The organism is Cytobacillus solani, from assembly GCF_006704205.1.
GTDB classification, from domain to species: domain Bacteria; phylum Bacillota; class Bacilli; order Bacillales; family Cytobacillaceae; genus Cytobacillus; species Cytobacillus solani.
In genome coordinates, this window is record NZ_CP041305.1 from 5,096,731 (window position 1) to 5,117,672 (window position 20,942).

Here is a 20,942-nt window from a genome sequence, read left to right on the forward strand (position 1 = left end):
ATTCATGCTGATAATTTTTTATTCCGCTAGTTATAAAGCCCACTTTTTACGAATTTTTTCACCTTCAGAAATCATTCGATCAAAAAGTTCTTGTACAGTTGGTACATCTTTAATTAATCCCATTACTTGCCCTGCCCAAGCGTAGCCTTCATTTTCCTTTCCCTCATAAATATACTTTTTGTTAGCATTCCCGCTAATATAGTCTTTTAATTGCTCATAGCTTCCATCTGCCCTTTCAATTTCCAGGATTTTACTTGCCCATTCATTAGCAATCACTCTTGCTGGAGCACCGATTGATCGCTTAATCACAGCAGTATCACTTTCATTTCCCTCAACAAGTCTAGTTTTATATAATTCTGATGCGTGGACACATTCCTTGGTGGCTACAAATCTTGTTCCCATCTCAATACCCTCTGCCCCCAAGCTTAAAGCAGCAAGCATTCCTCTCCCATCACCAATTCCACCAGAAGCAATAACAGGAATAGACACAGCATCAGCCACTTGTGGAATTAATACGATCGAACCGATATCATCTCTCCCTAAATGGCCTCCCCCCTCTTGTCCAACGACCATTACTGCATCAGCTCCAAGCTCCTCTGCTTTCACAGCCTGCCTCTTTGCTGCAACTAGAACAAGTTTCTTCACATTTACTCCCTTTAATTGTTCAAAGAAAGGTGTTGGGTTTCCCCCTGTCATTGAAATAACAGGCACTTCTTCCTCAATAGCTATATCAAGATAATGTGAAAAGGGTCTACCATGCTGCCCAATTGCAAAATTCACACCGAATGGCTTGTCCGTCATTTGTTTTACTTTTTGAATCTCTTCTCTTAAGGCTTCGGGACTTTCCAACGACATTGCTGTGACCTGGCCTAACCCCCCGGCATTGGATACAGCCGCAGCTAAATCAGAATAGGCTAGATGAGCTAAACCTCCCTGGATAATGGGATATTTAATTTTTAATAATTCCGTTACACGTGTGTTCCAATTCAATATGTGACCCTCCTTATCCACCAACCTATATTATTAATTCTATTTTAATGTTATATTTTCCTGTTTTCATCCCAAAACTATAATAATTTAAGAAGAAGTTTTTGTGACAATATTTCTTTCTATGCAAAGAAAATGAATAATGCTATAATTCATTTGTTTTATTACTTTTCCACTTAAAGAGGTGTTAGATTAAATTGTCTCAATTAGAAACACCGTTATTCAGCGGTCTATTAGCACATGCACAAAAAAATCCAGTTCAATTTCACATTCCTGGTCATAAGAAAGGAAATGGAATGGATCCGGAATTCAGAGCATATATCGGCGATAATGCACTAGCCATTGACCTTATTAATATTGGTCCACTTGATGATTTACATCAGCCAAAGGGCATCATTAAATCGGCACAGGATTTGGCAGCTGAGGCTTTCGGTGCAGATCGAACCTTTTTCTCCGTTCAAGGAACCAGCGGGGCAATCATGACAATGGTCATGGCTGTATGCGGCCCAGGTGAAAAAATAATCGTTCCGCGTAATGTCCATAAATCTGTTATGTCTGCAATTGTTTTTTCAGGTGCAACTCCAATTTTTATTCATCCGGAAATTGATAAGGACCTTGGTATTTCACATGGAATCACAACAGATTCAGTCGCTAAAGCACTTGAACAGCATCCTGACGCAAAGGGCGTTCTAGTGATCAATCCAACATATTTTGGTATTTCTGCTGATTTGAAAAAAATAGTTGAGATCGCCCATTCGTATCAAGTGCCTGTGCTCGTTGATGAAGCACACGGAGTTCATATTCATTTTCATGATGATTTGCCATTATCCGCTATGCAGGCAGGCGCGGATTTAGCAGCAACAAGTGTCCATAAGCTAGGAGGGTCAATGACCCAGAGCTCCATTTTAAATATGAAAGGAAACCTTGTGTCTGCTAAAAGAGTACAATCCATTCTTAGCATGCTAACCACGACTTCTACATCCTATTTATTACTTGCTTCTTTGGATGTAGCTAGAAAACAATTAGCTATTAACGGGAAGGCACTAATCGATCAGACGATATCACTTGCTCAATCCATTCGTCAACAAGTGAATGAAATCGAACATTTATACTGTGTCGGAGAAGAAATTCTGGAGTCTAAAGCTGCTTTTGACTATGACCCGACAAAATTAATCATTTCGGTAAAAGAGCTTGGGTTAAGCGGTTTTGACGTCGAAGTTTGGCTTCGTGAAAAATACAATATAGAAGTAGAAATGTCAGACCTGTACAATATTCTTTGTATTATTACACCAGGTGATACCAAGAAAGAGGCAGACATACTCATTCAAGCATTGAAGGAATTATCAACTGAGCGACATAGTAAACCAAACAAGATTGAAGCTCAAGTATTGCTTCCTGATATTCCTGTATTGGCACTCTCACCAAGAGATGCATTTTATGCTGAAACAGAACTAGTTCCATTTGATGAATCGGAAGGCAGAATTATCGCTGAATTTATTATGGTTTATCCGCCGGGGATTCCGATTTTTATTCCAGGAGAAATTATAACGAAGGATAACCTATTATATATTAAAACCAATATGGAAGTAGGGCTTCCAGTTCAAGGTCCAGAGGATTATGACTTTAAATACCTGCGGGTAATTAAAGAACATCGTGCCATAAAATAAAAAAAGAAATGCGGAAGTATCTTGATAACCCCATACAAGCACAAAGCGTGCCTCTCGAGAAAGTGATTTTACCTTTCTTGGAGGCTTGACTTATCTCCTCAAGGAGGTAAGACGCTTGCGCTAGACAAAAATGAGCCTTCCTATTTTGCTGGAAGGCTCTATTTATGGGTATACAGAGTATGATTTATTTTTCAAAAAAATTATTTAGTCTTTTTTTTATCATCATTACAGCAATTACACTTTGAATACAAAACTGTTACTTTTTCATCCTCGAAGTGATCAATTGTTGAATTACAAGTTTGGCATACAAGTGTGCCCATCTTCCATTCCCCTTTTCAATGAGTTATCGCATAAATGATTGTAAGCGTTTTAATAACCTTAAGTTAATAATAATATAGCATTATTATTTTTTCAAGCCTAAATTGTATAACTCATTAAAAGAAAATAATGGAAAACTTTTCATCTTAGCACAAAAATTACGGTCGAATAGTATAACACATATTTTATTAGAAGTAATAACAGGCTATTTCAGCTTATTCATATTGAGTCTCAAAGGAAGGGCTTGGGAGAGCAATTTTAAAAAATTCGCTTAAATCTTCTGCTTGATGGTGAGTATCCATTTTAAAGACTTTTTGTAAATAAGCCTTATCTTCGAGGTCCTTAGGGTCGAGGAGAGTGGAGCGGCCAGTTTGCATACAAACAACTAGAGGTTTTCCAAAGAAAAGATTTGTAAACACAATCCCAAAATCATATCTGGCTTGTTCGGTTGTAAAGCCGACAAAACGAACTTTAGCATTTTCATTCTCATCATATAGCTTCTCAAATAGGTTCATATTTTTCCTCCTTTTTATTTTAATATTTAGAATATTATTATAATTATTTTTTTGAATAATTACAAGTATTTTTTATTATTCATCATATTAAGTTGTCAGAAGTTTTTAATCAATGCTAGAATGAAAAGGAGAGTAAACAAGATATGGGGGGATGGATGGTGGAAAGTCATGCATATATTAAGCTCGTGCCTTCATCAGCAAAAGAAACAGTAACAACTGAAGACATAAAAGACTTATTTCTATATTTCAAAGAAATAACAGCAAAAACTGGCAGTCAGGTTGACTGGAATTATAATGAGGCTGCCTTTCCATATGAAATGAAAGAAATGCCTGATGGAAAAGGTAAATGGTTTTACCTGAAATCGGAAAATGATCGGTATAACATTATTTTACTTGGCGTAGATAAAGAAACTGCCATAAATGAGGATGAATCAGAGCAAGAACAATCATACATACAGATTACCCTTCCAGAATCCTCAACATTTGGAGACAAGGGCAAAGCCAATGAGTTTTGCAGATTTTTAGCAAAAAAACTGCAAGGTGAATTACATTTATTTAATGGACGTGTAATGTATTTTTATCCTAGAAAGTAGAAATAAAATAGAAGGACGGCTGATCGCTGTTCTTCTATTTTACTCTATTTGAGCAATACAGCAATGAGGTGAATTCATGATAAAACACAGAATAATCATAGTAGGGATATTTAGCCTTGTGATAACGCTCATATCTCCTTTCGTTTTTTACTCATACTTTGAAACGCAGCCAAAAATATTAAATCAGCAATTATCCTTTGGAGGACCCTTTCCATATGCTGAACAAACAATTACTCTTCCAGCCGGTGAAGAGCTTTACCCGCTGGAAATAAAGTTTGAATCCCCTTTTGAGAGGGAAACAAAATTTAATATTATTCCGTTTATCCTTTCCTTCGTATGCTTTTTCCTATTTTTCTTTGCGATTTATAGTATTATCGCAAGATTTTTCAAAGGAAAGCCAGTTAAAGAGCCCCAATGAGGCTCTTTTTTATATTTAAAAAGATCTTATCCATTTACAACGGCCATTGTAAAATGGAAGGATGCGTATAAAGTTAAACTTAAAGAAGTTACAAATAATGTCTTTTTTACAGATTTCATAATTGTATTTCCTATAATAATGGCAATATAAAAAAACACAAAAAACATTAATACTTTATATAAAAGCTGATCATATCTAGATAACCACTCAATAAAGGTGTAACCACTCCAAATAATAAGCTGCAAAAGCAGCGCAGTATAAGTCTTCATGCTCTCACCACCACAAATGTCTATATCTCTTTCACTAAAAAGTGCTTGTATTTGTAATATATGTAGAAAAGGAAAATCTTATTTTTCATTTCTGTAACATTTAGGTGACAAGGGCTATTTGATTATTTTCATATGGTAAAATAATCATAATTTGTTCAAAAAAATGTGAAAATATTCATTTTATTTATATAATAAGCAAGGTGGGGAATAGAATATGAAAGGGTTGCCACTATTATTCATCGCTTCTCTTCTTTTTATAACCTCCTCATGTAACCATGTTGATTCTAAAAAAGACTTAAATATCGATCAAAACATAAAACAACTCATATTTTTCACGGATGACCAAGCATACGAACAGGAAGTTTCTTATTATGATGCGATAATTGAGCTAAAAAAAGATTTTCCTATCGACATAAAAAACATGAAGATCATTACAGCGAAGAATGCAAGAAAATACTATGATCAATTTGATATTGATCGCTGCCCTGCAATCCTACTTGTTTATAATGATCAAATTCTTGTAAAGGTAAAAGGAGAGGCAACCAAAGAGCAAATTGTAGCGCCAATCAATTCAGCGTTAGAAAAAAAATAAAAGCTCCAGAGACTAAAGATTCGGTCTCTGGAGCTTTTATTTATTTAACGATATGAATTGGAGTTCCTAGTGCAACCTCTGCTGCTTCCATTGATATTTCACCTAGTGTTGGGTGAGCATGAATGGTCATAGCTAAGTCCTCTGCAGTCATGCCTGACTCAATCGCCAAACCTAATTCTGCAATCATATCTGAAGCATTGGCACCTGCAATTTGAGCACCAATTATTAACCCATCTTCTTTTCTAGTAATAAGTTTTACAAAGCCATCTGTTGCATCTAAAGCAAGTGCACGGCCATTTGCAGCAAATGGAAACTTCGCAGCCGTTGCCTCAATGCCTTCCTCTTTTGCTTGGCTTTCTGTATAACCAACAGAAGCCAATTCAGGATCTGAAAAGACAACTGCCGGAATACCTAAGTAGTCAATTTCTGAATGATGACCAGAGATAACCTCTGCTGCAATTTTACCTTCATATGAAGCTTTATGCGCTAATTGAGGTCCTTGAACAATATCACCGATCGCGAAAATATTGTTAACACTTGTACGGCACTGTTTATCAATCTCAATGACACCACGGTCAGTCATTTTAATGCCAACCTGTTCTAATCCTAATTCATCCGTATTTGGACGGCGCCCTACCATAACAAATACATAGTCAGCTTCAAGTGATTTTTCTTCACCTTTAACTTCGTATTTGACAGTAACGCCGTTTTCATTTTCTTCAACACCTTTAGCAAGTGCTTTTGTAACAATTTCAGCGCCCTTTTTCTTCAGCTTACGTTTAACGAGTGTAGTCATTTGCTTTTCAAAGCCGACAAGAATATCATCAGCTCCCTCGAGTATCGTTACCTCTGAGCCGAAGCTAGCATACGCACCACCTAACTCGATACCGATAACACCCCCGCCAATAACGACGATTTTTTTAGGTATTTCTTGAAGTGCAAGTGCGCCAGTTGAATCAAGAATACGTTTTCCATATTTAAATGCTGGTAATTCAATAGGTCTTGAGCCTGTTGCAATAATTGCATGTTTAAATGTATAGGTTTGTGCTGAATTTTCATCCATCACACGCAGTGTATTTCCATCAACAAAGTAAGCCTCTCCACTTACAATGTCAACCTTGTTCCCTTTTAAAAGACCTTCAACACCGCCGGTAAGCTTTTTTACTACTCCAGCTTTAAACTCTTGTACTTTTGTGAAATCCACCGTAACATTCTCAGCAATGATCCCCATTGAATCAGAATGCTTAGCATTTTCATAACGGTGTCCCGCAGAAATTAATGCCTTAGAAGGAATACACCCAACATTTAAACAAACTCCACCTAAGGTTGCTTTCTCAATTATTGTCACTTTTTGACCAAGCTGTGCTGCACGAATAGCTGCTACATACCCGCCAGGGCCAGAACCGATGACAATCGTATCTGTATCGATTGGAAAATCTCCTACTACCATTTTTTACGCCTCCATTAACAATAGTTCCGGATCGTTTAGTAAACGTTTAATATGATTCAAAGCATTTTGAGCTGTTGCCCCATCAATTATACGATGATCAAAGCTTAAAGATAAAGCAAGAACTGGTGCTGCAACGATTTCTCCATCTTTTACTACTGGTTTCTCTGCGATGCGGCCAATTCCTAATATAGCTACTTCAGGATGATTGATTACCGGTGTAAACCATTGTCCGCCGGCAGAACCAATATTTGTTATCGTGCATGATGCACCCTTCATCTCATCTGGAGCAAGTTTTCCTTCACGTGCTTTAGTAGCAAGTTCATTTATCTCATTCGAAATAGCAAATGTAGATTTACGATCTGCGTCTTTAATTACAGGCACTAATAGTCCTTTATCAGTATCTGCTGCAATTCCAATATTGTAATAGTGCTTTTGAATAATTTCACTAGCTTCATCATCAATCGATGTATTCAATGTTGGGAATTCACGCAATGCACTTGTTAATGCTTTTACAACATAAGGAAGGAATGTAAGCTTAATTCCTTTGCTTGCTGCAACTTCTTTGAACTTCTTGCGGTGAGCTACTAGCTTTGTAACATCAACTTCATCCATTAATGTGACGTGCGGAGCTGTATGCTTTGAGTTTACCATCGCTTTCGCAATTGCTTTACGGATGCCACTCATTTTTTCGCGTGTTTCAGGATACTGCCCTTGTGGAATTGCATTTACAGCTGAAGCTGCTTTTGCTTCCTGTGGTGCAGGAGCTGCTTGTTCGGTAGCTTCCTGTGCTTGAACAGCAGCACCGCCATTAATGAACGAATCAATATCCGATTTTACAACACGGCCATTTTTACCGCTGCCTGCAACCTTCTGTATATCAACACTGTTATCGCGAGCATACTTTCGAACGGAAGGCATAGCGATAATACGTCGATTAGAATCCGATTCAACAGGGGCTGTTGTTGCATTAACTGTCTCCTGATTCTTCGGCCCTTCCGGTTGTGGTGTCTCCTGAGTGTTTATTTCCGGAGCTGTCTCTTTGCCTGCCGGTTCTTCTTCATCACCTTTAAATTTCAAATTTTCATATCCAGGTGCATCAAAAGTGATAAGCACTTGTCCTACTGTTGCAACCGTTCCTTCTTCGACCTTAATTTCTTCTACGGTTCCTGCAACTGGAGAAGGAATTTCAACGACAGCTTTATCATTTTGCACTTCACATAGTACGTCATCTTCTTGAACTTTATCGCCAGATTTGACAAACCATTTAACGATTTCACCTTCATGAATACCTTCACCAATGTCAGGTAATTTAAATTCAAATGACACTTGGAATCAACCTCCTACACTGCTTAATTGATCACTCTAAGGAAACAGGGGTAATGATTTCGCCCCTGTAAAATATGCTGTCTAGAAATTTAGAACCTTTTTGCCTGTTTCGATAATATCCTTGTAATTTGGGAGCCAAACCGTTTCAGCTTGCGGGAAAGCAAATACAGTATCGGGAGCTGCCACTCGCAATACTGGTGCCTCAAGGCTAAGAATTGCACGATCATTGATTTCAGCTACTACATTTGCAGCAATTCCTGCTTGCTTTTGTGCTTCCTGTACAACAATCGCACGTCCTGTTTTTTCTACAGAAGCAATAATTGTTTCGATGTCTATTGGAGAAACAGTACGTAAATCAATTACTTCAGCAGAGAACCCTTCCTTCTCAAGCTCTTCAGCTGCTTTCAGTGATTCATGCACCATTGCACCGTAAGTAATAATTGACAAATCCTTTCCTTCACGCTTGATGTCTGCTTTTCCTAAAGGAATAGTATATTCCTCCTCCGGTACCTCCTGACGGAAAGAACGGTATAACTTCATATGCTCCAAGTAAATAACCGGATCGTTATCACGAATAGCTGATATCAATAGCCCTTTCGCATCATATGGTGTGGAGGGAATAACTACTTTAAGACCTGGCTGTTGAGCCATTAAACCCTCTAAGCTATCAGCATGCATTTCTGGGGTATGTACGCCTCCCCCAAATGGCGAACGAATAGTCACTGGAGAATGATAGCGTCCGCCCGAACGATAACGCATACGTGCAAGTTGACCAGAAATAGAGTCCATCACTTCGTAAACGAATCCAAAGAATTGGATTTCTGGAACAGGACGGTAGCCTTGTAAACCAAGCCCAACTGCTAAGCCGCCGATTCCTGATTCAGCTAACGGCGTATCAAATACACGCTCTTCGCCAAATTCATTTTGAAGACCTTCTGTCGCACGGAATACACCACCGTTTACGCCTACGTCTTCACCGAATACTAATACATTCGGATCGTTTCGCAATTCTGTGCGTAAGGCATCAGTAATTGCTTGAATCATAGTCATTTGCGCCATGGCTTACTTCGACTCCTTTGCTTTATAAATTTCGTATTGTTCTTTTAAATTATAAGGCATCTCTTCGTGCATAATAGATATTAAATCCGTCACTTTTTGTTTTGGTGTATCATCAGCCTGTTTAATAGCTACTTTAATATCTTCTTTGGCTTTTTCGATAACTTCATTTTCCTTCTCTTCGTTCCAAAGCCCTTTCCCTTCAAGGAATTTTCGGAATCGGACAAGAGGATCCTTTTTCTCCCATTCGTTATCAAGATCAGTTGTTCGATAGCGAGTCGGGTCATCTCCGGCCATTGTATGTGGACCATAACGGTAAGTAAGAGTTTCAATTAATGTTGGGCCTTCCCCGTTTACTGCACGCTCACGAGCTTCACGGACTGCGACATAAACAGCAAGAGGATCCATGCCATCCACTTGAATACCAGGAATACCTGCTGCAACAGCTTTTTGTGCAAGTGTTTTAGCCGCAGACTGTTTGCTGACAGGAGTTGAAATGGCAAAGCGGTTATTCTGAACAATAAAGATAGCAGGTGCACTAAATGCGCCAGCAAAGTTAATTCCTTCATAGAAATCCCCTTGGGAAGTTCCGCCATCGCCTGTATACGTAACAGCTACAGATTGTTTTCCGCGTTTCTTCATCCCTAGCGCTACACCAGCAGTCTGAATGTATTGAGCACCTATAATGATCTGTGGAGCAATTACATTCACTCCCTCAGGAATATTTCCACCTTCGAAATGACCGCGTGACCATAGGAAGGCTTGTGATAAAGGCAATCCATGCCAAATCATTTGAGGTACATCACGATATCCCGGTAAAATGAAGTCTTCTTTCTCTAAAGCAAATTGGGAGGCTAATTGGGACGCTTCTTGTCCAGCAGTTGGTGCATAGAAACCTAGTCTTCCCTGTCTATTTAATGAAATTGAGCGTTGATCAAGAATGCGAGTATAAACCATACGACGCATTAATTCTTGTAGTTGCTCATCATTTAATTCCGGCATTGCTGATTCATTTACTACCTTGCCTTCTTCATTAAGGATTTGTAGTGTCTGAAATTGTTCTTCTACTTTTTCGAGCTGCTTTTTCGCGTCGAATTGTAAATTCTTTGTTTTAGAAGCCATTTGAATCACCCTTTCCTTTCTTTCAAAAGACGTTATAATTTGGAGTTTTCATACACAGATTCTAGGATGCCCAAAATGAAGTTAAATTAGAAAACGCTTAAAGAAAAAACCTTATATCCCTATTCTCTTCGCAAGGCTGCTTTAACAGTTTTCATTCTTCCATATTAACGCCTATATTTATATATCCACTATCATCATATTCTGTATTAATATTTTTTGCAACTAAATTGATACACATTTTCTTAATGATTCTTATTATTCGCACAAAAAAAGTTACCACCATCCCTTTATGTTATCGTTTTTCAATATTATCATACTTTTAATATGAACATAGTTTTGTAAAACTGTATTAATGTATATGAAATTCTGTTCTATAAAAAATACTAAAAAGACCCTTATGTGTTATAACACATTTATAGAAAAATAATAATCATCATTATTTTCAAAAAATGGATTTTTGCGATTGACAAAGACCTAAAAAAATAAAAAAGTCAGCATCAATTAAGAGCTGACAGGTGCAAGTTTATTCTTTTGTTTCAATCTTTAAGCCTGACTCTTTATAGAAGGATAGTTTCGCATCATTATATTCTTTCGTTTTTTTATTGAATTCTTCATTCTCTTCCAAAATTTTCGCATAGATTTCATTAATTTTAGTAATCTGAGTATCCAGCTGCTCCAACTGAAGGTCTTCCTTTTTAAACATAAGATACAGTTCTTTATCTAGTTTTACCCCTTCTAGATAGTGCTGATATAATTCATCGTGAATTTTATATCTTTCAGTCATGGTGTCATATAATTTTTCTGCCTTTTCTTTCAATGCAGATTCCTCTATTTCATTAATAAGGGGCAGTATTTTATTAAATTCCTTTTGTGAAGCAGCAATGCTCTGCTGTTCCTTATTCATATGGTCCCTGCGTTTATCAACAATGGCTGTCGCCTGATCTGAAAGTCGATTTATTTCATTTACTTCTTTCATTCCTAGTGAGATAATTTTATCGTAAATTTCCTTTTCCTGTTGCTCTAATTCGACAAGCGGTTCCTGCTGCTCTTTAAACACATTTTCAGTGGATACAACTTTTTCAAGAACATTATAAATTTTTTCAACTGGTGTTAATTTATTAAAGCAACCTGATAATAAAAGGATCCCCATGGCAACTACGAAAAAAAAGCAGCCTTTGCGCAAAATTGACACGTTTTAACCTCCTTATACTAAAAGCGGAAGCACCTTCGGAACAATCAATAGGCAAATTGTTCCTGCGTGGATTATTCAAAGGAGCTTTCCTTAGTGTTCAGCCCCGACAAGCATAAGGCAAGCCTCTCTGAAAGGTGTTCTTTACCTTTTGCGGGAGGATTGCCTTATGACCTCGAGGTGCTAGGCGCTTGAGCTGGATATCACTAATAACAACCATTACTATATAGGTTGTTTCTACAATTAGCAATAGTCTCTTAATTCTAGTAACACGCAGTGGTTGATAGACTTGTCCTATTTTCATATTTTATTCTTCATACTTTTCATTTATGACATAGGCATCGGCCTACACATAAAAAAACATGATACATAGGCTATATTAATCGTTCGATTAAAATTAAGACACATATGGACGATAATTTAAAAAACTTTGGGAGGTTATCCTTCATGTATGGATATGGCGGATATGGTTATGGCTGTTGCTATCCGAGTTATGGTGGTGGCGGCGGCGTAGGATTTGGAGGATTTGCGCTAATTGTCGTCTTGTTCATTTTACTCATCATAGTTGGCTGTTCTTGCTGGTGTTAAGAAATGTGGAAGCACCTTGCTTAGCGCCGTATGGACTAGGATGCCAAATACGAGATAAAGGAAAATACAAAGAGCGATAACGCATTCGACCTTAACTTATCGTAGGAGCGGGAGAAAAGTCCAATAGAGCTAGGCTGCTTGCGCAAATATTTTATTGGTGAAGGTGCTACCTGTGCCTTCTCTTTTTATTAACATTTCACTTACACTTTGGTAGACTATTATCAAGTGAAACTCCAATTAGCGGAGGCTTCATCCCCACTGATTGTTAGTTGAACTAATTGTGCTTTTACGGGCTGCTGATTCCCCACTTAGAATTTTGTGTTCCCTCAACATTTTTTTGAAGAGGAGTCTTACAGTCCGATAATATGCGGTAAAAAGCTGCAATGAAATATTTGAAAACATATTTTTCACAGGAGTGATTTTTATGATTACGATGGAGGATATTATTCGCGACGGTCACCCTACGCTTAGAGAAATAGCAAAGGAAGTTCCTACTCCCCCTTTAGAAGAAGACAAACAAATACTAGCAAGCATGATGGAATATATCAAAAATAGCCAAGACCCTGAAATAGCAAAGAAATATGGATTACGTTCTGGAATCGGTTTAGCGGCACCGCAAATTAACGTTGCAAAACGGATGATCGCCATTCATGTTCACGATGAAAAAGGCGTTTTACATAGCTATGCACTTTTTAACCCTAAAATTGTTAGCCATTCAGTAGAAAAATCTTACCTTACCTCTGGCGAAGGTTGCCTTTCTGTTGATGAAGCCATTCCCGGCTATGTTCCTCGTTATGCACGAATCACCGTCAAAGGAATCACCCTAGATGGGAACGAGGTAAAATTAAGAGCAAAAGGACTCTTAGCTATTGTGTTCCAGCATGAGATTGACCATCTTAATGGGGTAATGTTCTACGATCATATTGATCAGCAAAATCCATTGAAGCCGATTGAAAATGGACTGCCCATTGAAAGGTAATAAAAGCATGAACCATATTCGGTTCATGCTTTTTCTTTACTTATTTTAGATTAGTTTTAACTTCTTTAATCCATTCCATATTCCAGCGTCATCTACTGAAGTCGTTGTGACATCAGCGGCCATTTTTACTTGTTCGGTGGCATTTCCCATAGCTACTCCAGTACCAACCGTTTGCAGCATTTCAATATCATTCAAACCATCCCCAAATGCATACACATCTTTCATATTAAATCCAAGACGTTCCACCATGAGTTTAATTCCCTCTGCTTTCGATCCTCCCGCAGGTAGAACATCCGTAGAAAATCGATGCCAGCGCACAAATCGGGAATTTGGAAAATTCTTTTCATACAGCTCATCATCTTGTTCTTCACAAAAAATTAATGATTGATATACTTCTTTATTTTTATAATATTTTTCATCTACACTTGGATATGGGAATTTCAAGCTTTTGATGCACAAATCGATATACTGATCATTCGCAACTGAAGCCTTCATTACCTTTTCATCCATGAACACCATTGGATGATTCCTCTCCAATGAATAGGAAAACAAATTTTCTATTTCTTGTGTATCTAGAGGATTTTTATAGATCACTTTGTTCTCAAATACTACAAATTGACCGTTAAAACTAACGTAAGAATCAATATCCAGCTCTTCTCTTAACTTTTCAAACATAAAGGGTGCACGGCCGGTTGCAATTGCAACAAACACACCATTTTCTTTTAATTTTGCTAAAGCTTTTTTTGTTAAATCTGGCAATTGTTTATTTCTATCCAATAACGTACCATCTATATCAAAAAATGCAATTTTTTTCATAGTTCATTCATTCCTTTCAAGGCATTGCTTTTCTTTTCTATCCTTCAATTTTAAATTCTTTCATTTCCCGTAATACACTAACCTCTTGCGAAAAAAATGTCAATCAAACGAAAACTTCTATTATTTAACCCTTTTTACTCATGAATTTTTCCTCTTAAAACAAAATAGAATATAAACTTTGTTTCAAAATAATCCATAATTACCCATGAGAGATACTTTAGTATCAGCATATAATAATAAAAAAAAGGGATTTTCAGTGCTTTTCGCATGTAATATTCTTGATTCACTTTACATTGGACAAGGATCGTATAAAATAGTATGTAAGGAGATGATCCACAATGTTAAAGAAGCTCAGAAAAAAGCTCTTAAAACAGTGGAGAGATATGCTTCGAAAAAAAACAATTGCCTAAATCATTTTTGAGCCCTTCAAATATGTGAAGGGCTCCTTGTTTATTGAATGAAGCTAGACAGTATAAGATTTTTCATTCATACTTACAAAGTTACTATTTTGGTTAATTTATCTTAAATAAGAAAAAACATGAAAACCATGTTAATTTTTTATATAATAGAAAAAGTTATATCGGATTAAGGAGAGATAGTAGATGATTTTCAAAGTTTATTTTCAAGAGTCCATTAAACAAGTACCCGTTCGCGAAAAAACAATGACGATTTATGTTGAAGGGGAATCTGAAAGAGATGTTCGGCTTAAATTAAAAAACGAACCATATAATATCGAGTTCGTTACCGCTCTTGAAGGAGCATTCTTAGAGTATGAAAAGCAAAATGAAGACTTTATAGTATTGGAGATAGGATAAATTATGAAATTTGTAAAAAATGACCAAACAGCCGTTTTCGCTCTTGGTGGACTTGGGGAAATCGGTAAGAATACGTATGCCGTTCAATTCCAGGATGAAATCATTCTCATCGATGCGGGAATAAAATTTCCCGAAGATGAACTTCTCGGAATTGATTACGTTATACCGGACTACACTTATTTAGTAAAAAACGAAGAAAAAATTAAGGGACTGTTCATTACTCATGGACACGAGGATCACATTGGCGGAATTCCTTACTTACTTAGAGAAGTAAATATTCCTGTTTATGGCGGTAAGCTTGCACTTGGTTTGCTAAAAAACAAATTGGAAGAGCATGGATTGCTTAGACAAACGAAGATGCATGAAATTATAGAAGATGATGTCATTAAGTTTAGAAAAACTTCTGTTACCTTCTTCCGAACAACACATAGTATCCCTGATTCTTACGGGATTGTTGTTAAGACTCCTCCTGGACAAGTTGTTCATACTGGAGACTTTAAATTTGATTTCACACCTGTTGGGGAGCCTGCAAATTTAACAAAAATGGCAGATATTGGGAAAGAAGGCGTTTTGTGTCTATTGTCAGATAGCACAAACAGCGAAATACCTGAATTCACAATGTCAGAACGCCGAGTAGGCGAAAGCATTCATGATATTTTCCGCAAAGTAGAAGGAAGGGTTATTTTTGCTACCTTTGCTTCTAATATTCACAGACTTCAGCAAGTAACTGAAGCAGCTGTATTAAACGGAAGAAAAATTGCTGTCTTCGGAAGAAGCATGGAGGCTGCGATTAATATCGGACAAGAACTAGGCTATATAAATGCACCTAAGGATACCTTTATTGATGCTCAGCAAATCAATCGTTTGCCAGCAAATCGTGTAACAATTCTATGTACTGGGAGCCAAGGTGAACCTATGGCAGCCCTTTCTCGCATAGCAAATGGTACCCACCGCCAAATTCAAATTATCCCGGGGGATACGGTTGTCTTTTCATCCTCCCCAATCCCTGGCAACACAATTAGCGTGAGCAGAACAATTGATAGTCTTTCACGTGCTGGTGCAGAAGTCATTTATGGCAAATTAAGTGATATCCACACTTCAGGACACGGTGGCCAGGAAGAGCAGAAGCTTATGCTTCGTTTGATAAAACCAAAATTCTTCATGCCTATACACGGAGAGTATCGTATGCAAAAAATGCATGCAAAATTAGCTGTTGATTGTGGTGTACAAGAAGAAAACTGCTTCATCATGGATAATGGTGAAGTGCTTGCATTAAGTGAAGATACAGCTCAAATTGCCGGAAAGATTCCATCTGGCTCCGTATATATTGATGGAAGTGGAATTGGCGATATCGGGAATATTGTATTAAGAGACCGCCGCATTCTTTCTGAAGAAGGTTTGGTCGTGGTCGTCGTAAGCATTAATATGAAGGATTTCAAAATTGCTGCAGGTCCAGACTTAATTTCACGTGGCTTTGTCTACATGAGAGAATCTGGAGATTTAATTAATGATGCGCAATCACTTATTAATAAGCATCTAAACAAAGTAATGGACCGCAAGACAACTCAATGGTCAGAAATTAAAAATGAGATTACTGATACACTAGCTCCATTCCTTTACGAAAAAACAAAACGCCGTCCTATGATTTTACCGATCATTATGGAAGTTTAATAAGACAAAATAAAAAACGCTGAAATTCACTTGTGTGAATTTCAGCGTTTTTATCTTATACCATCACTTTCTTTTCAAATCTGTTAATATCTACATCCGCACCAATAACGATAAGAATATCATTCACTTGAATTCTTTCGTGCGCCTTAGGGGATACAATTATTTCATTTTTTCTTTTAATAGCAACAATGTTGATCCCATATTTTGCACGAATATCTAAATCAATCAATGAGTATCCGGCTAACTTTTCATTTGCTACGATTTCGACAATGCTATGTTCATCAGATAATTCCAAATAATCAAGAACATTATTTGAAACAATACTATGCGCAATTCTTTTCCCCATGTCACGTTCAGGATGGACTACATGATCAGCTCCAATTTTCCGTAACACTTTTTCATGATAATCATTTTGAGCTTTTACCGTTATTTTATTTACGCCTAATTCCTTTAATATTAAAGTAGTTAATATACTTGCTTGAATATTATCACCAATTGCTACAATCACATGATCAAAATTCCGTATACCTAAGCTTTTGACAACAGATTCATCAGTCGTATCACCGACAACTGCGTGAGTAGCTATCATGGAGAATTCATTGACCCTGTCCTCATTCCTGTCAATTGCCATAACTTCTAATCCTTCTTCAGCCAAGGCACGGCAAATACTTCCACCAAATCGTCCAAGACCAATTACCGCAAATTCTTTTCTCACACTTATTCCTCCAGCAAATTAGCATTCATTCTATTAGCTTATTGTAGCACAATCATCAAATTAGAAAAGCCTTTATTTGAAATGGAGGGCACAGAAACGAATCATTAAACGGCATTCAACATATTAAATTGAGCTTTTACTAGTGAGTAATACTCCCCTTCTAAATCCATTAACTGATGATGATTTCCTTGCTCCATAATATTTCCATGATCAAGAACAAATATATGATCTGCTTCGCGAATCGTTGATAAACGATGGGCAATGATAATTGCCGTTCTGCCATTCAAAAGGGTTTTTAATGCCTTCTGGATTTTCATTTCTGTTTCTGTATCAATGCTGGCAGTTGCTTCATCAAGAATTAAAATCCGTGGATCAGCTAGCAATGCCCTGGCAAAAGACAAAAGCTGTCTTTCACCTACTGATAAGATACTTCCCCGCTCTTCTACTTCAGTTTCATATCCATTCGGCAAATTTCTAATAAATGTATCGGCTCCAACTGCTTTAGCAGCCTCCCTCACCTCATCATCCGTTGCATCTGGCCGGCCAAATCGAATGTTTTCTTTAATCGTTCCAGAGAAAATAAACGTATCCTGAAGTACAATGCTTATTTGCTTACGTAAGCTCAATAAGGTAACATCTCTTAAATCATGACCATCTATCTTTACTATCCCTTCGGTAGGATCATAAAAGCGGCTAATTAAATTTGCAATTGTTGTTTTCCCAGAACCCGTATGACCAACTAGTGCAACAGTTTGACCAGCTCTCATCTCTAGATTAATCCCTTTTAATGCTGGGCGCCTATCGTCATATGCAAATTTTACACTCTCAAATTCGATATGGCCACGTATTCCTTTTAATAGGACTGCATTTTTATTTTCCGCAACATTCGGCTTTTCATCTAAAAATTCAAAAATTCTCTCAGAAGAGGCCATTCCCATTAATAACTGATTATACACCATCCCTAATCGTGAAATCGGTTCCCAAAACATTCCTAAATAAAAGGCAAAAGATACAAATACACCAATCGATATTTCGTTCCCTTGGATTAAATATGCGCCAAACCATATTAATACAGCTGAACCTAACGCATTTGTTAATTCGACTAACGGTCTAAACAACGCATTTTTTTGTGAAGCTATTCTCCAACTCTCGAAGTTTTCTGTATTTACACCATCAAAATAGATCATATTTTCTTTTTCCTGTGTAAATGCTTGTGTAATACGAATCCCTTGGATACTTTCATTCAAATGTGAATTTAATTTGGACTGTTTTAAACGAACAACTTGCCAAGATCTTCTAATTTTACGCCGAAGTGAAGTTGAAATAAAGAACATAATCGGCAAGATAACCATAATAGCTAATGTTAATGAAGGACTTAAAGTAAATAATATAATAAAAATACCCACTAAAAGGATCATGTCCATTAATAAATTTATAACCCCATTCGTGAACAACTCTTGCAATGAGTTAATATCATTCATGATCCGTACAAGTATCGAGCCAGCAGAGCGCTGATCAAAAAATCGATGCGACAATGTTTGCACATGTGTAAATAAATGTTTACGCAAGTCATATATCACGCTTTGACCAAGTACATTCATCCATTTAATTCGAAAGTAATTCGCTCCGTAGGAAAGAATATAAAGCACGGCTATAACGGAAACTAATACGGCGAGTAATTGACCATCTTTATTTTCTAAAGCTTTATCTAGCGTATATACACCAATTAATATTGGTATTATTAATTTAACACTCGTAGTAAGCAGGACCATCAGAATCGATAGTGGCAGCAAATCCTTTCGATAAGGCTTCATATAACTAAAAAGCCTTAACATTTGCTTCCAGTTGAATGGCTTTTCAATTACCTCATCTGCCGAGTATTTGAATCTTGATAACACTTTCTCATCTTTGTACTTTTCCATCATTCCACCCCCTAGCCAATATGACTCTTGCTTATCTTCTCCAAGTCTTGATATTGAATATCATAGATTCTTTGATATGGACCATTTTGGCTTAATAATCGATCGTGAATTCCCCTTTCAACAATATGGCCATTTTCTAATACAAGAATTTCATCTGCATGCTTTAAAGAAGAAATACGATGGGCGATAATAAAAGTTGTTCTTCCCTTCATAACCTCTTTTAAAGCTTTCTGAATCTGAAACTCCGTCTCCATATCAACTGCGCTCGTCGCATCATCTAGTATAAGTATACTGGGATTAACGCAAATAGCTCTGGCAATTGCAATACGCTGTTTCTGACCTCCCGAAAGACCCATTCCTCTTTCTCCGAGCATAGTTTCATATCCATCAGGCAATTCCATAATAAAGTCATGTGCCTGTGCCCTTTTGGCAGCATCCATTATTTCCTCCATCGATGCATCAGGCTTACCATAAGAAATATTTGCTTTAATGGATGATGAGAACAAAAAGGATTCTTGCAGGACAAAGCCAATATTGCTTCTTAAGGAGGAAAGGGCGTATTCTTTCGTATGAATGCCATCAATAAGAACTTCTCCTGTCTCAGGCTCATAGAATCTCGTTATAAGTTGTGTGATGCTTGTTTTTCCAGATCCCGTAGAACCAATTAAACCAATTACCTTTCCTTCATAGGCAGTAAATGAAATATTGTAAAGTGCTTCTTTATCACCTTCTGCATACCGGAGGGTAACATCACGAAACTCAACCTTCCCATTCAAACGTTCTTTAATAATTGCATCATGTCCATTTACAATCTCATTTTCAGCATCTAGGATTTCTAATAATCGTTCACCGGAAGCCTTTGCTTGAGAAAACAGATTGACCACAAATCCAAGGTTCATAATCGGCCACATGATATACCATAGTAAACTATAAAATGCGACAAGTTCCCCTGGCTTTAAATTCCCGCTTATAACGAGATAGCCACCATAAGATAATAAGAAAACAACACTTACATTTCCTAAAAACTCCATCAAGGGAAAATATTTTGCCCAAATATACGATGTTTGCAAATATTTATCTTTGTAATCCCCGTTTGTATCATTGAATTTATTAATTTCAAAATCTTCCCTAGATAATGACTTAACTGTATTAATTCCGCTAATATTTTCCTGAACTTTCGTATTCAGGCGTCCAAAGGATTTTCGGATATTTCTAAATGCAGGATGAACTGCCTTATCAAATTTAAACGTTACAACGGCAAGAAAAGGCAATGTAATTAACGTAATAATGGTCAATGACATCGAGTAATAAAACATAACGGCAAAGCTAATTCCAATTAACAGAACAAATCGAATGAGCTCTGAAAACCCAACAGAAAGAAAAAAGCGAAATCCTTCAACATCTGCTGTGAGTCGTGACATTAAATCTCCTGTTTTTGCATTGTCATAATAACGAAAAGGCAAGAATTGCAGCTTTTCGTATAATGCATTCCGGAGCTTATATACAGATTTGATTCCAAATAAATCACCTGTATATTGATAAATGAACGAAGCAATTCCCTTAATGACCATTATGCCGACAAATCCTAGCGCTAGAGGTGGAATCCAATTATATTGGCCATTTACAACCACCTCATCAATTGTTATCTGAAGAATCATAGGATAAACAACTGTTATCGCTGTAACAATGATAAGAAAGCCAATTGACCACATAAAATAATTTTTATATGGCCAATAATACATTTTTAGTTTTTTAAATGTTTCCAAGGATTTTCCCCCTTCTAAAGAAAAATAAAAGAAAGTAATATTAAATATAACGGGTTTCGAAATGTATTTCTACCCTATTTGTTATAATTTTCAATTTTTTAAGAAAATTTTTAAGTATAAAAAAAGAATCAAGCTATTTATGCTGGATTCTTTAAATATTTTCTATTA

The 20,942-nt window shown here is 36.9% G+C and carries 21 protein-coding genes; 8 read left to right on the top strand and 13 right to left on the bottom strand.

Annotated elements, in window-relative coordinates:
• Positions 1 to 30: 30 nt before the first annotated feature.
• Positions 31 to 990 carry an NAD(P)H-dependent flavin oxidoreductase gene (locus FI644_RS25605; RefSeq protein ID WP_056683990.1) on the bottom strand — a complete coding sequence of 320 codons (960 nt, stop codon included), beginning with the start codon at positions 988 to 990 and terminating at the stop codon, positions 31 to 33.
• A 194-nt stretch (positions 991 to 1,184) separates the two neighbouring features.
• Between FI644_RS25605 and FI644_RS25610 the strand changes: the two genes are divergently transcribed.
• Entirely contained in the window at positions 1,185 to 2,654 is a 1,470-nt protein-coding gene (locus FI644_RS25610) for an aminotransferase class I/II-fold pyridoxal phosphate-dependent enzyme (RefSeq protein ID WP_142108957.1), read from the top strand.
• Positions 2,655 to 2,854: 200 nt separating this feature from the next.
• On the opposite strand, the gene FI644_RS25615 is transcribed toward FI644_RS25610, so the two are convergent.
• On the bottom strand, positions 2,855 to 2,974 hold the full coding sequence (locus tag FI644_RS25615; RefSeq protein WP_075209127.1) for a GapA-binding peptide SR1P: 120 nt from the start codon (positions 2,972 to 2,974) through the stop codon (positions 2,855 to 2,857).
• Between the two features lie 213 nt (positions 2,975 to 3,187).
• Positions 3,188 to 3,487 carry a DUF3055 domain-containing protein gene (locus FI644_RS25620; RefSeq protein ID WP_053475444.1) on the bottom strand — a complete coding sequence of 100 codons (300 nt, stop codon included), beginning with the start codon at positions 3,485 to 3,487 and terminating at the stop codon, positions 3,188 to 3,190.
• Positions 3,488 to 3,630: 143 nt separating this feature from the next.
• Here FI644_RS25620 and FI644_RS25625 point away from each other — a divergent pair, with 143 nt between their 5' ends.
• Together FI644_RS25625 and FI644_RS25630 are read left to right on the top strand one after the other, a co-directional pair.
• A complete protein-coding gene (locus tag FI644_RS25625; RefSeq protein WP_246066980.1) occupies positions 3,631 to 4,080 on the top strand; it encodes a DUF1885 family protein in 450 nt (149 codons plus the stop codon).
• A gap of 76 nt (positions 4,081 to 4,156) precedes the next feature.
• A complete protein-coding gene (locus tag FI644_RS25630) occupies positions 4,157 to 4,498 on the top strand; it encodes a hypothetical protein (RefSeq protein WP_053475443.1) in 342 nt (113 codons plus the stop codon).
• A 26-nt stretch (positions 4,499 to 4,524) separates the two neighbouring features.
• Here the strand turns inward: FI644_RS25630 and FI644_RS25635 are convergent, their stop codons facing one another.
• Positions 4,525 to 4,767 (bottom strand): hypothetical protein, encoded by a 243-nt coding sequence (locus tag FI644_RS25635; protein WP_053475442.1) that lies wholly within the window; start codon positions 4,765 to 4,767, stop codon positions 4,525 to 4,527.
• A 214-nt stretch (positions 4,768 to 4,981) separates the two neighbouring features.
• On the opposite strand from FI644_RS25635, the gene FI644_RS25640 reads away from it, so the two are divergent.
• The gene (locus FI644_RS25640; protein ID WP_053475441.1) at positions 4,982 to 5,359 is read left to right on the top strand and encodes a hypothetical protein; all 378 of its coding nucleotides are present in this window, start codon (positions 4,982 to 4,984) and stop codon (positions 5,357 to 5,359) included.
• A gap of 40 nt (positions 5,360 to 5,399) precedes the next feature.
• On the opposite strand, the gene lpdA is transcribed toward FI644_RS25640, so the two are convergent.
• The 5 genes from lpdA to FI644_RS25665 all read right to left on the bottom strand — a co-directional run bounded on the left by lpdA (position 5,400) and on the right by FI644_RS25665 (position 11,505).
• Entirely contained in the window at positions 5,400 to 6,809 is a 1,410-nt protein-coding gene (gene lpdA, locus FI644_RS25645; RefSeq protein WP_142108958.1) for a dihydrolipoyl dehydrogenase, read from the bottom strand.
• Positions 6,810 to 6,812: 3 nt separating this feature from the next.
• The gene (locus FI644_RS25650) at positions 6,813 to 8,135 is read right to left on the bottom strand and encodes a dihydrolipoamide acetyltransferase family protein (RefSeq protein ID WP_053475439.1); all 1,323 of its coding nucleotides are present in this window, start codon (positions 8,133 to 8,135) and stop codon (positions 6,813 to 6,815) included.
• An 81-nt stretch (positions 8,136 to 8,216) separates the two neighbouring features.
• On the bottom strand, positions 8,217 to 9,194 hold the full coding sequence (locus tag FI644_RS25655) for an alpha-ketoacid dehydrogenase subunit beta (RefSeq protein WP_053475438.1): 978 nt from the start codon (positions 9,192 to 9,194) through the stop codon (positions 8,217 to 8,219).
• 3 nt (positions 9,195 to 9,197) lie between these two features.
• Positions 9,198 to 10,313 carry a pyruvate dehydrogenase (acetyl-transferring) E1 component subunit alpha gene (pdhA, locus tag FI644_RS25660; protein ID WP_053475437.1) on the bottom strand — a complete coding sequence of 372 codons (1,116 nt, stop codon included), beginning with the start codon at positions 10,311 to 10,313 and terminating at the stop codon, positions 9,198 to 9,200.
• Between the two features lie 523 nt (positions 10,314 to 10,836).
• Positions 10,837 to 11,505 carry a YkyA family protein gene (locus FI644_RS25665; protein WP_231690048.1) on the bottom strand — a complete coding sequence of 223 codons (669 nt, stop codon included), beginning with the start codon at positions 11,503 to 11,505 and terminating at the stop codon, positions 10,837 to 10,839.
• Between the two features lie 444 nt (positions 11,506 to 11,949).
• Here FI644_RS25665 and FI644_RS25670 point away from each other — a divergent pair, with 444 nt between their 5' ends.
• Together FI644_RS25670 and def are read left to right on the top strand one after the other, a co-directional pair.
• Complete coding sequence (locus tag FI644_RS25670; RefSeq protein ID WP_075209126.1) at positions 11,950 to 12,090, top strand: YjcZ family sporulation protein; 141 nt, start codon at positions 11,950 to 11,952, stop codon at positions 12,088 to 12,090.
• Positions 12,091 to 12,514: 424 nt separating this feature from the next.
• Complete coding sequence (def, locus tag FI644_RS25675) at positions 12,515 to 13,069, top strand: peptide deformylase (protein ID WP_053475435.1); 555 nt, start codon at positions 12,515 to 12,517, stop codon at positions 13,067 to 13,069.
• Between the two features lie 45 nt (positions 13,070 to 13,114).
• Here the strand turns inward: def and FI644_RS25680 are convergent, their stop codons facing one another.
• Positions 13,115 to 13,885 (bottom strand): Cof-type HAD-IIB family hydrolase, encoded by a 771-nt coding sequence (locus FI644_RS25680; RefSeq protein ID WP_056683981.1) that lies wholly within the window; start codon positions 13,883 to 13,885, stop codon positions 13,115 to 13,117.
• 602 nt (positions 13,886 to 14,487) lie between these two features.
• Between FI644_RS25680 and FI644_RS25685 the strand changes: the two genes are divergently transcribed.
• A complete protein-coding gene (locus tag FI644_RS25685; RefSeq protein WP_053475433.1) occupies positions 14,488 to 14,700 on the top strand; it encodes a DNA-dependent RNA polymerase subunit epsilon in 213 nt (70 codons plus the stop codon).
• 3 nt (positions 14,701 to 14,703) lie between these two features.
• Positions 14,704 to 16,371 carry a ribonuclease J1 gene (rnjA, locus tag FI644_RS25690; protein ID WP_053475432.1) on the top strand — a complete coding sequence of 556 codons (1,668 nt, stop codon included), beginning with the start codon at positions 14,704 to 14,706 and terminating at the stop codon, positions 16,369 to 16,371.
• A 55-nt stretch (positions 16,372 to 16,426) separates the two neighbouring features.
• Here rnjA and FI644_RS25695 read toward each other — a convergent pair whose 3' ends face one another.
• From FI644_RS25695 to FI644_RS25705, 3 genes are all read right to left on the bottom strand, one after another.
• Complete coding sequence (locus tag FI644_RS25695) at positions 16,427 to 17,086, bottom strand: potassium channel family protein (protein WP_053475431.1); 660 nt, start codon at positions 17,084 to 17,086, stop codon at positions 16,427 to 16,429.
• A 104-nt stretch (positions 17,087 to 17,190) separates the two neighbouring features.
• Positions 17,191 to 19,011 carry an ABC transporter ATP-binding protein gene (locus FI644_RS25700; protein WP_082620648.1) on the bottom strand — a complete coding sequence of 607 codons (1,821 nt, stop codon included), beginning with the start codon at positions 19,009 to 19,011 and terminating at the stop codon, positions 17,191 to 17,193.
• Positions 19,012 to 19,019: 8 nt separating this feature from the next.
• Complete coding sequence (locus FI644_RS25705) at positions 19,020 to 20,774, bottom strand: ABC transporter ATP-binding protein (RefSeq protein ID WP_053475429.1); 1,755 nt, start codon at positions 20,772 to 20,774, stop codon at positions 19,020 to 19,022.
• Positions 20,775 to 20,942: the final 168 nt, after the last annotated feature.

Bases quoted from the DNA above. Each gene is read 5' to 3' on its own strand.
- FI644_RS25635 (WP_053475442.1), bottom strand. From the start codon at position 4,767: ATGAAGACTTATACTGCGCTGCTTTTGCAGCTTATTATTTGGAGTGGT.
- FI644_RS25620 (WP_053475444.1), bottom strand. From the start codon at position 3,487: ATGAACCTATTTGAGAAGCTATATGATGAGAATGAAAATGCTAAAGTT.
- FI644_RS25640 (WP_053475441.1), top strand. From the start codon at position 4,982: ATGAAAGGGTTGCCACTATTATTCATCGCTTCTCTTCTTTTTATAACC.
- lpdA (WP_142108958.1), bottom strand. From the start codon at position 6,809: ATGGTAGTAGGAGATTTTCCAATCGATACAGATACGATTGTCATCGGT.
- pdhA (WP_053475437.1), bottom strand. From the start codon at position 10,313: ATGGCTTCTAAAACAAAGAATTTACAATTCGACGCGAAAAAGCAGCTC.
- FI644_RS25630 (WP_053475443.1), top strand. From the start codon at position 4,157: ATGATAAAACACAGAATAATCATAGTAGGGATATTTAGCCTTGTGATA.
- def (WP_053475435.1), top strand. From the start codon at position 12,515: ATGATTACGATGGAGGATATTATTCGCGACGGTCACCCTACGCTTAGA.
- FI644_RS25685 (WP_053475433.1), top strand. From the start codon at position 14,488: ATGATTTTCAAAGTTTATTTTCAAGAGTCCATTAAACAAGTACCCGTT.
- FI644_RS25615 (WP_075209127.1), bottom strand. From the start codon at position 2,974: ATGGGCACACTTGTATGCCAAACTTGTAATTCAACAATTGATCACTTC.
- FI644_RS25700 (WP_082620648.1), bottom strand. From the start codon at position 19,011: ATGATGGAAAAGTACAAAGATGAGAAAGTGTTATCAAGATTCAAATAC.
- rnjA (WP_053475432.1), top strand. From the start codon at position 14,704: ATGAAATTTGTAAAAAATGACCAAACAGCCGTTTTCGCTCTTGGTGGA.
- FI644_RS25655 (WP_053475438.1), bottom strand. From the start codon at position 9,194: ATGGCGCAAATGACTATGATTCAAGCAATTACTGATGCCTTACGCACA.
- FI644_RS25625 (WP_246066980.1), top strand. From the start codon at position 3,631: ATGGGGGGATGGATGGTGGAAAGTCATGCATATATTAAGCTCGTGCCT.
- FI644_RS25670 (WP_075209126.1), top strand. From the start codon at position 11,950: ATGTATGGATATGGCGGATATGGTTATGGCTGTTGCTATCCGAGTTAT.
- FI644_RS25680 (WP_056683981.1), bottom strand. From the start codon at position 13,885: ATGAAAAAAATTGCATTTTTTGATATAGATGGTACGTTATTGGATAGA.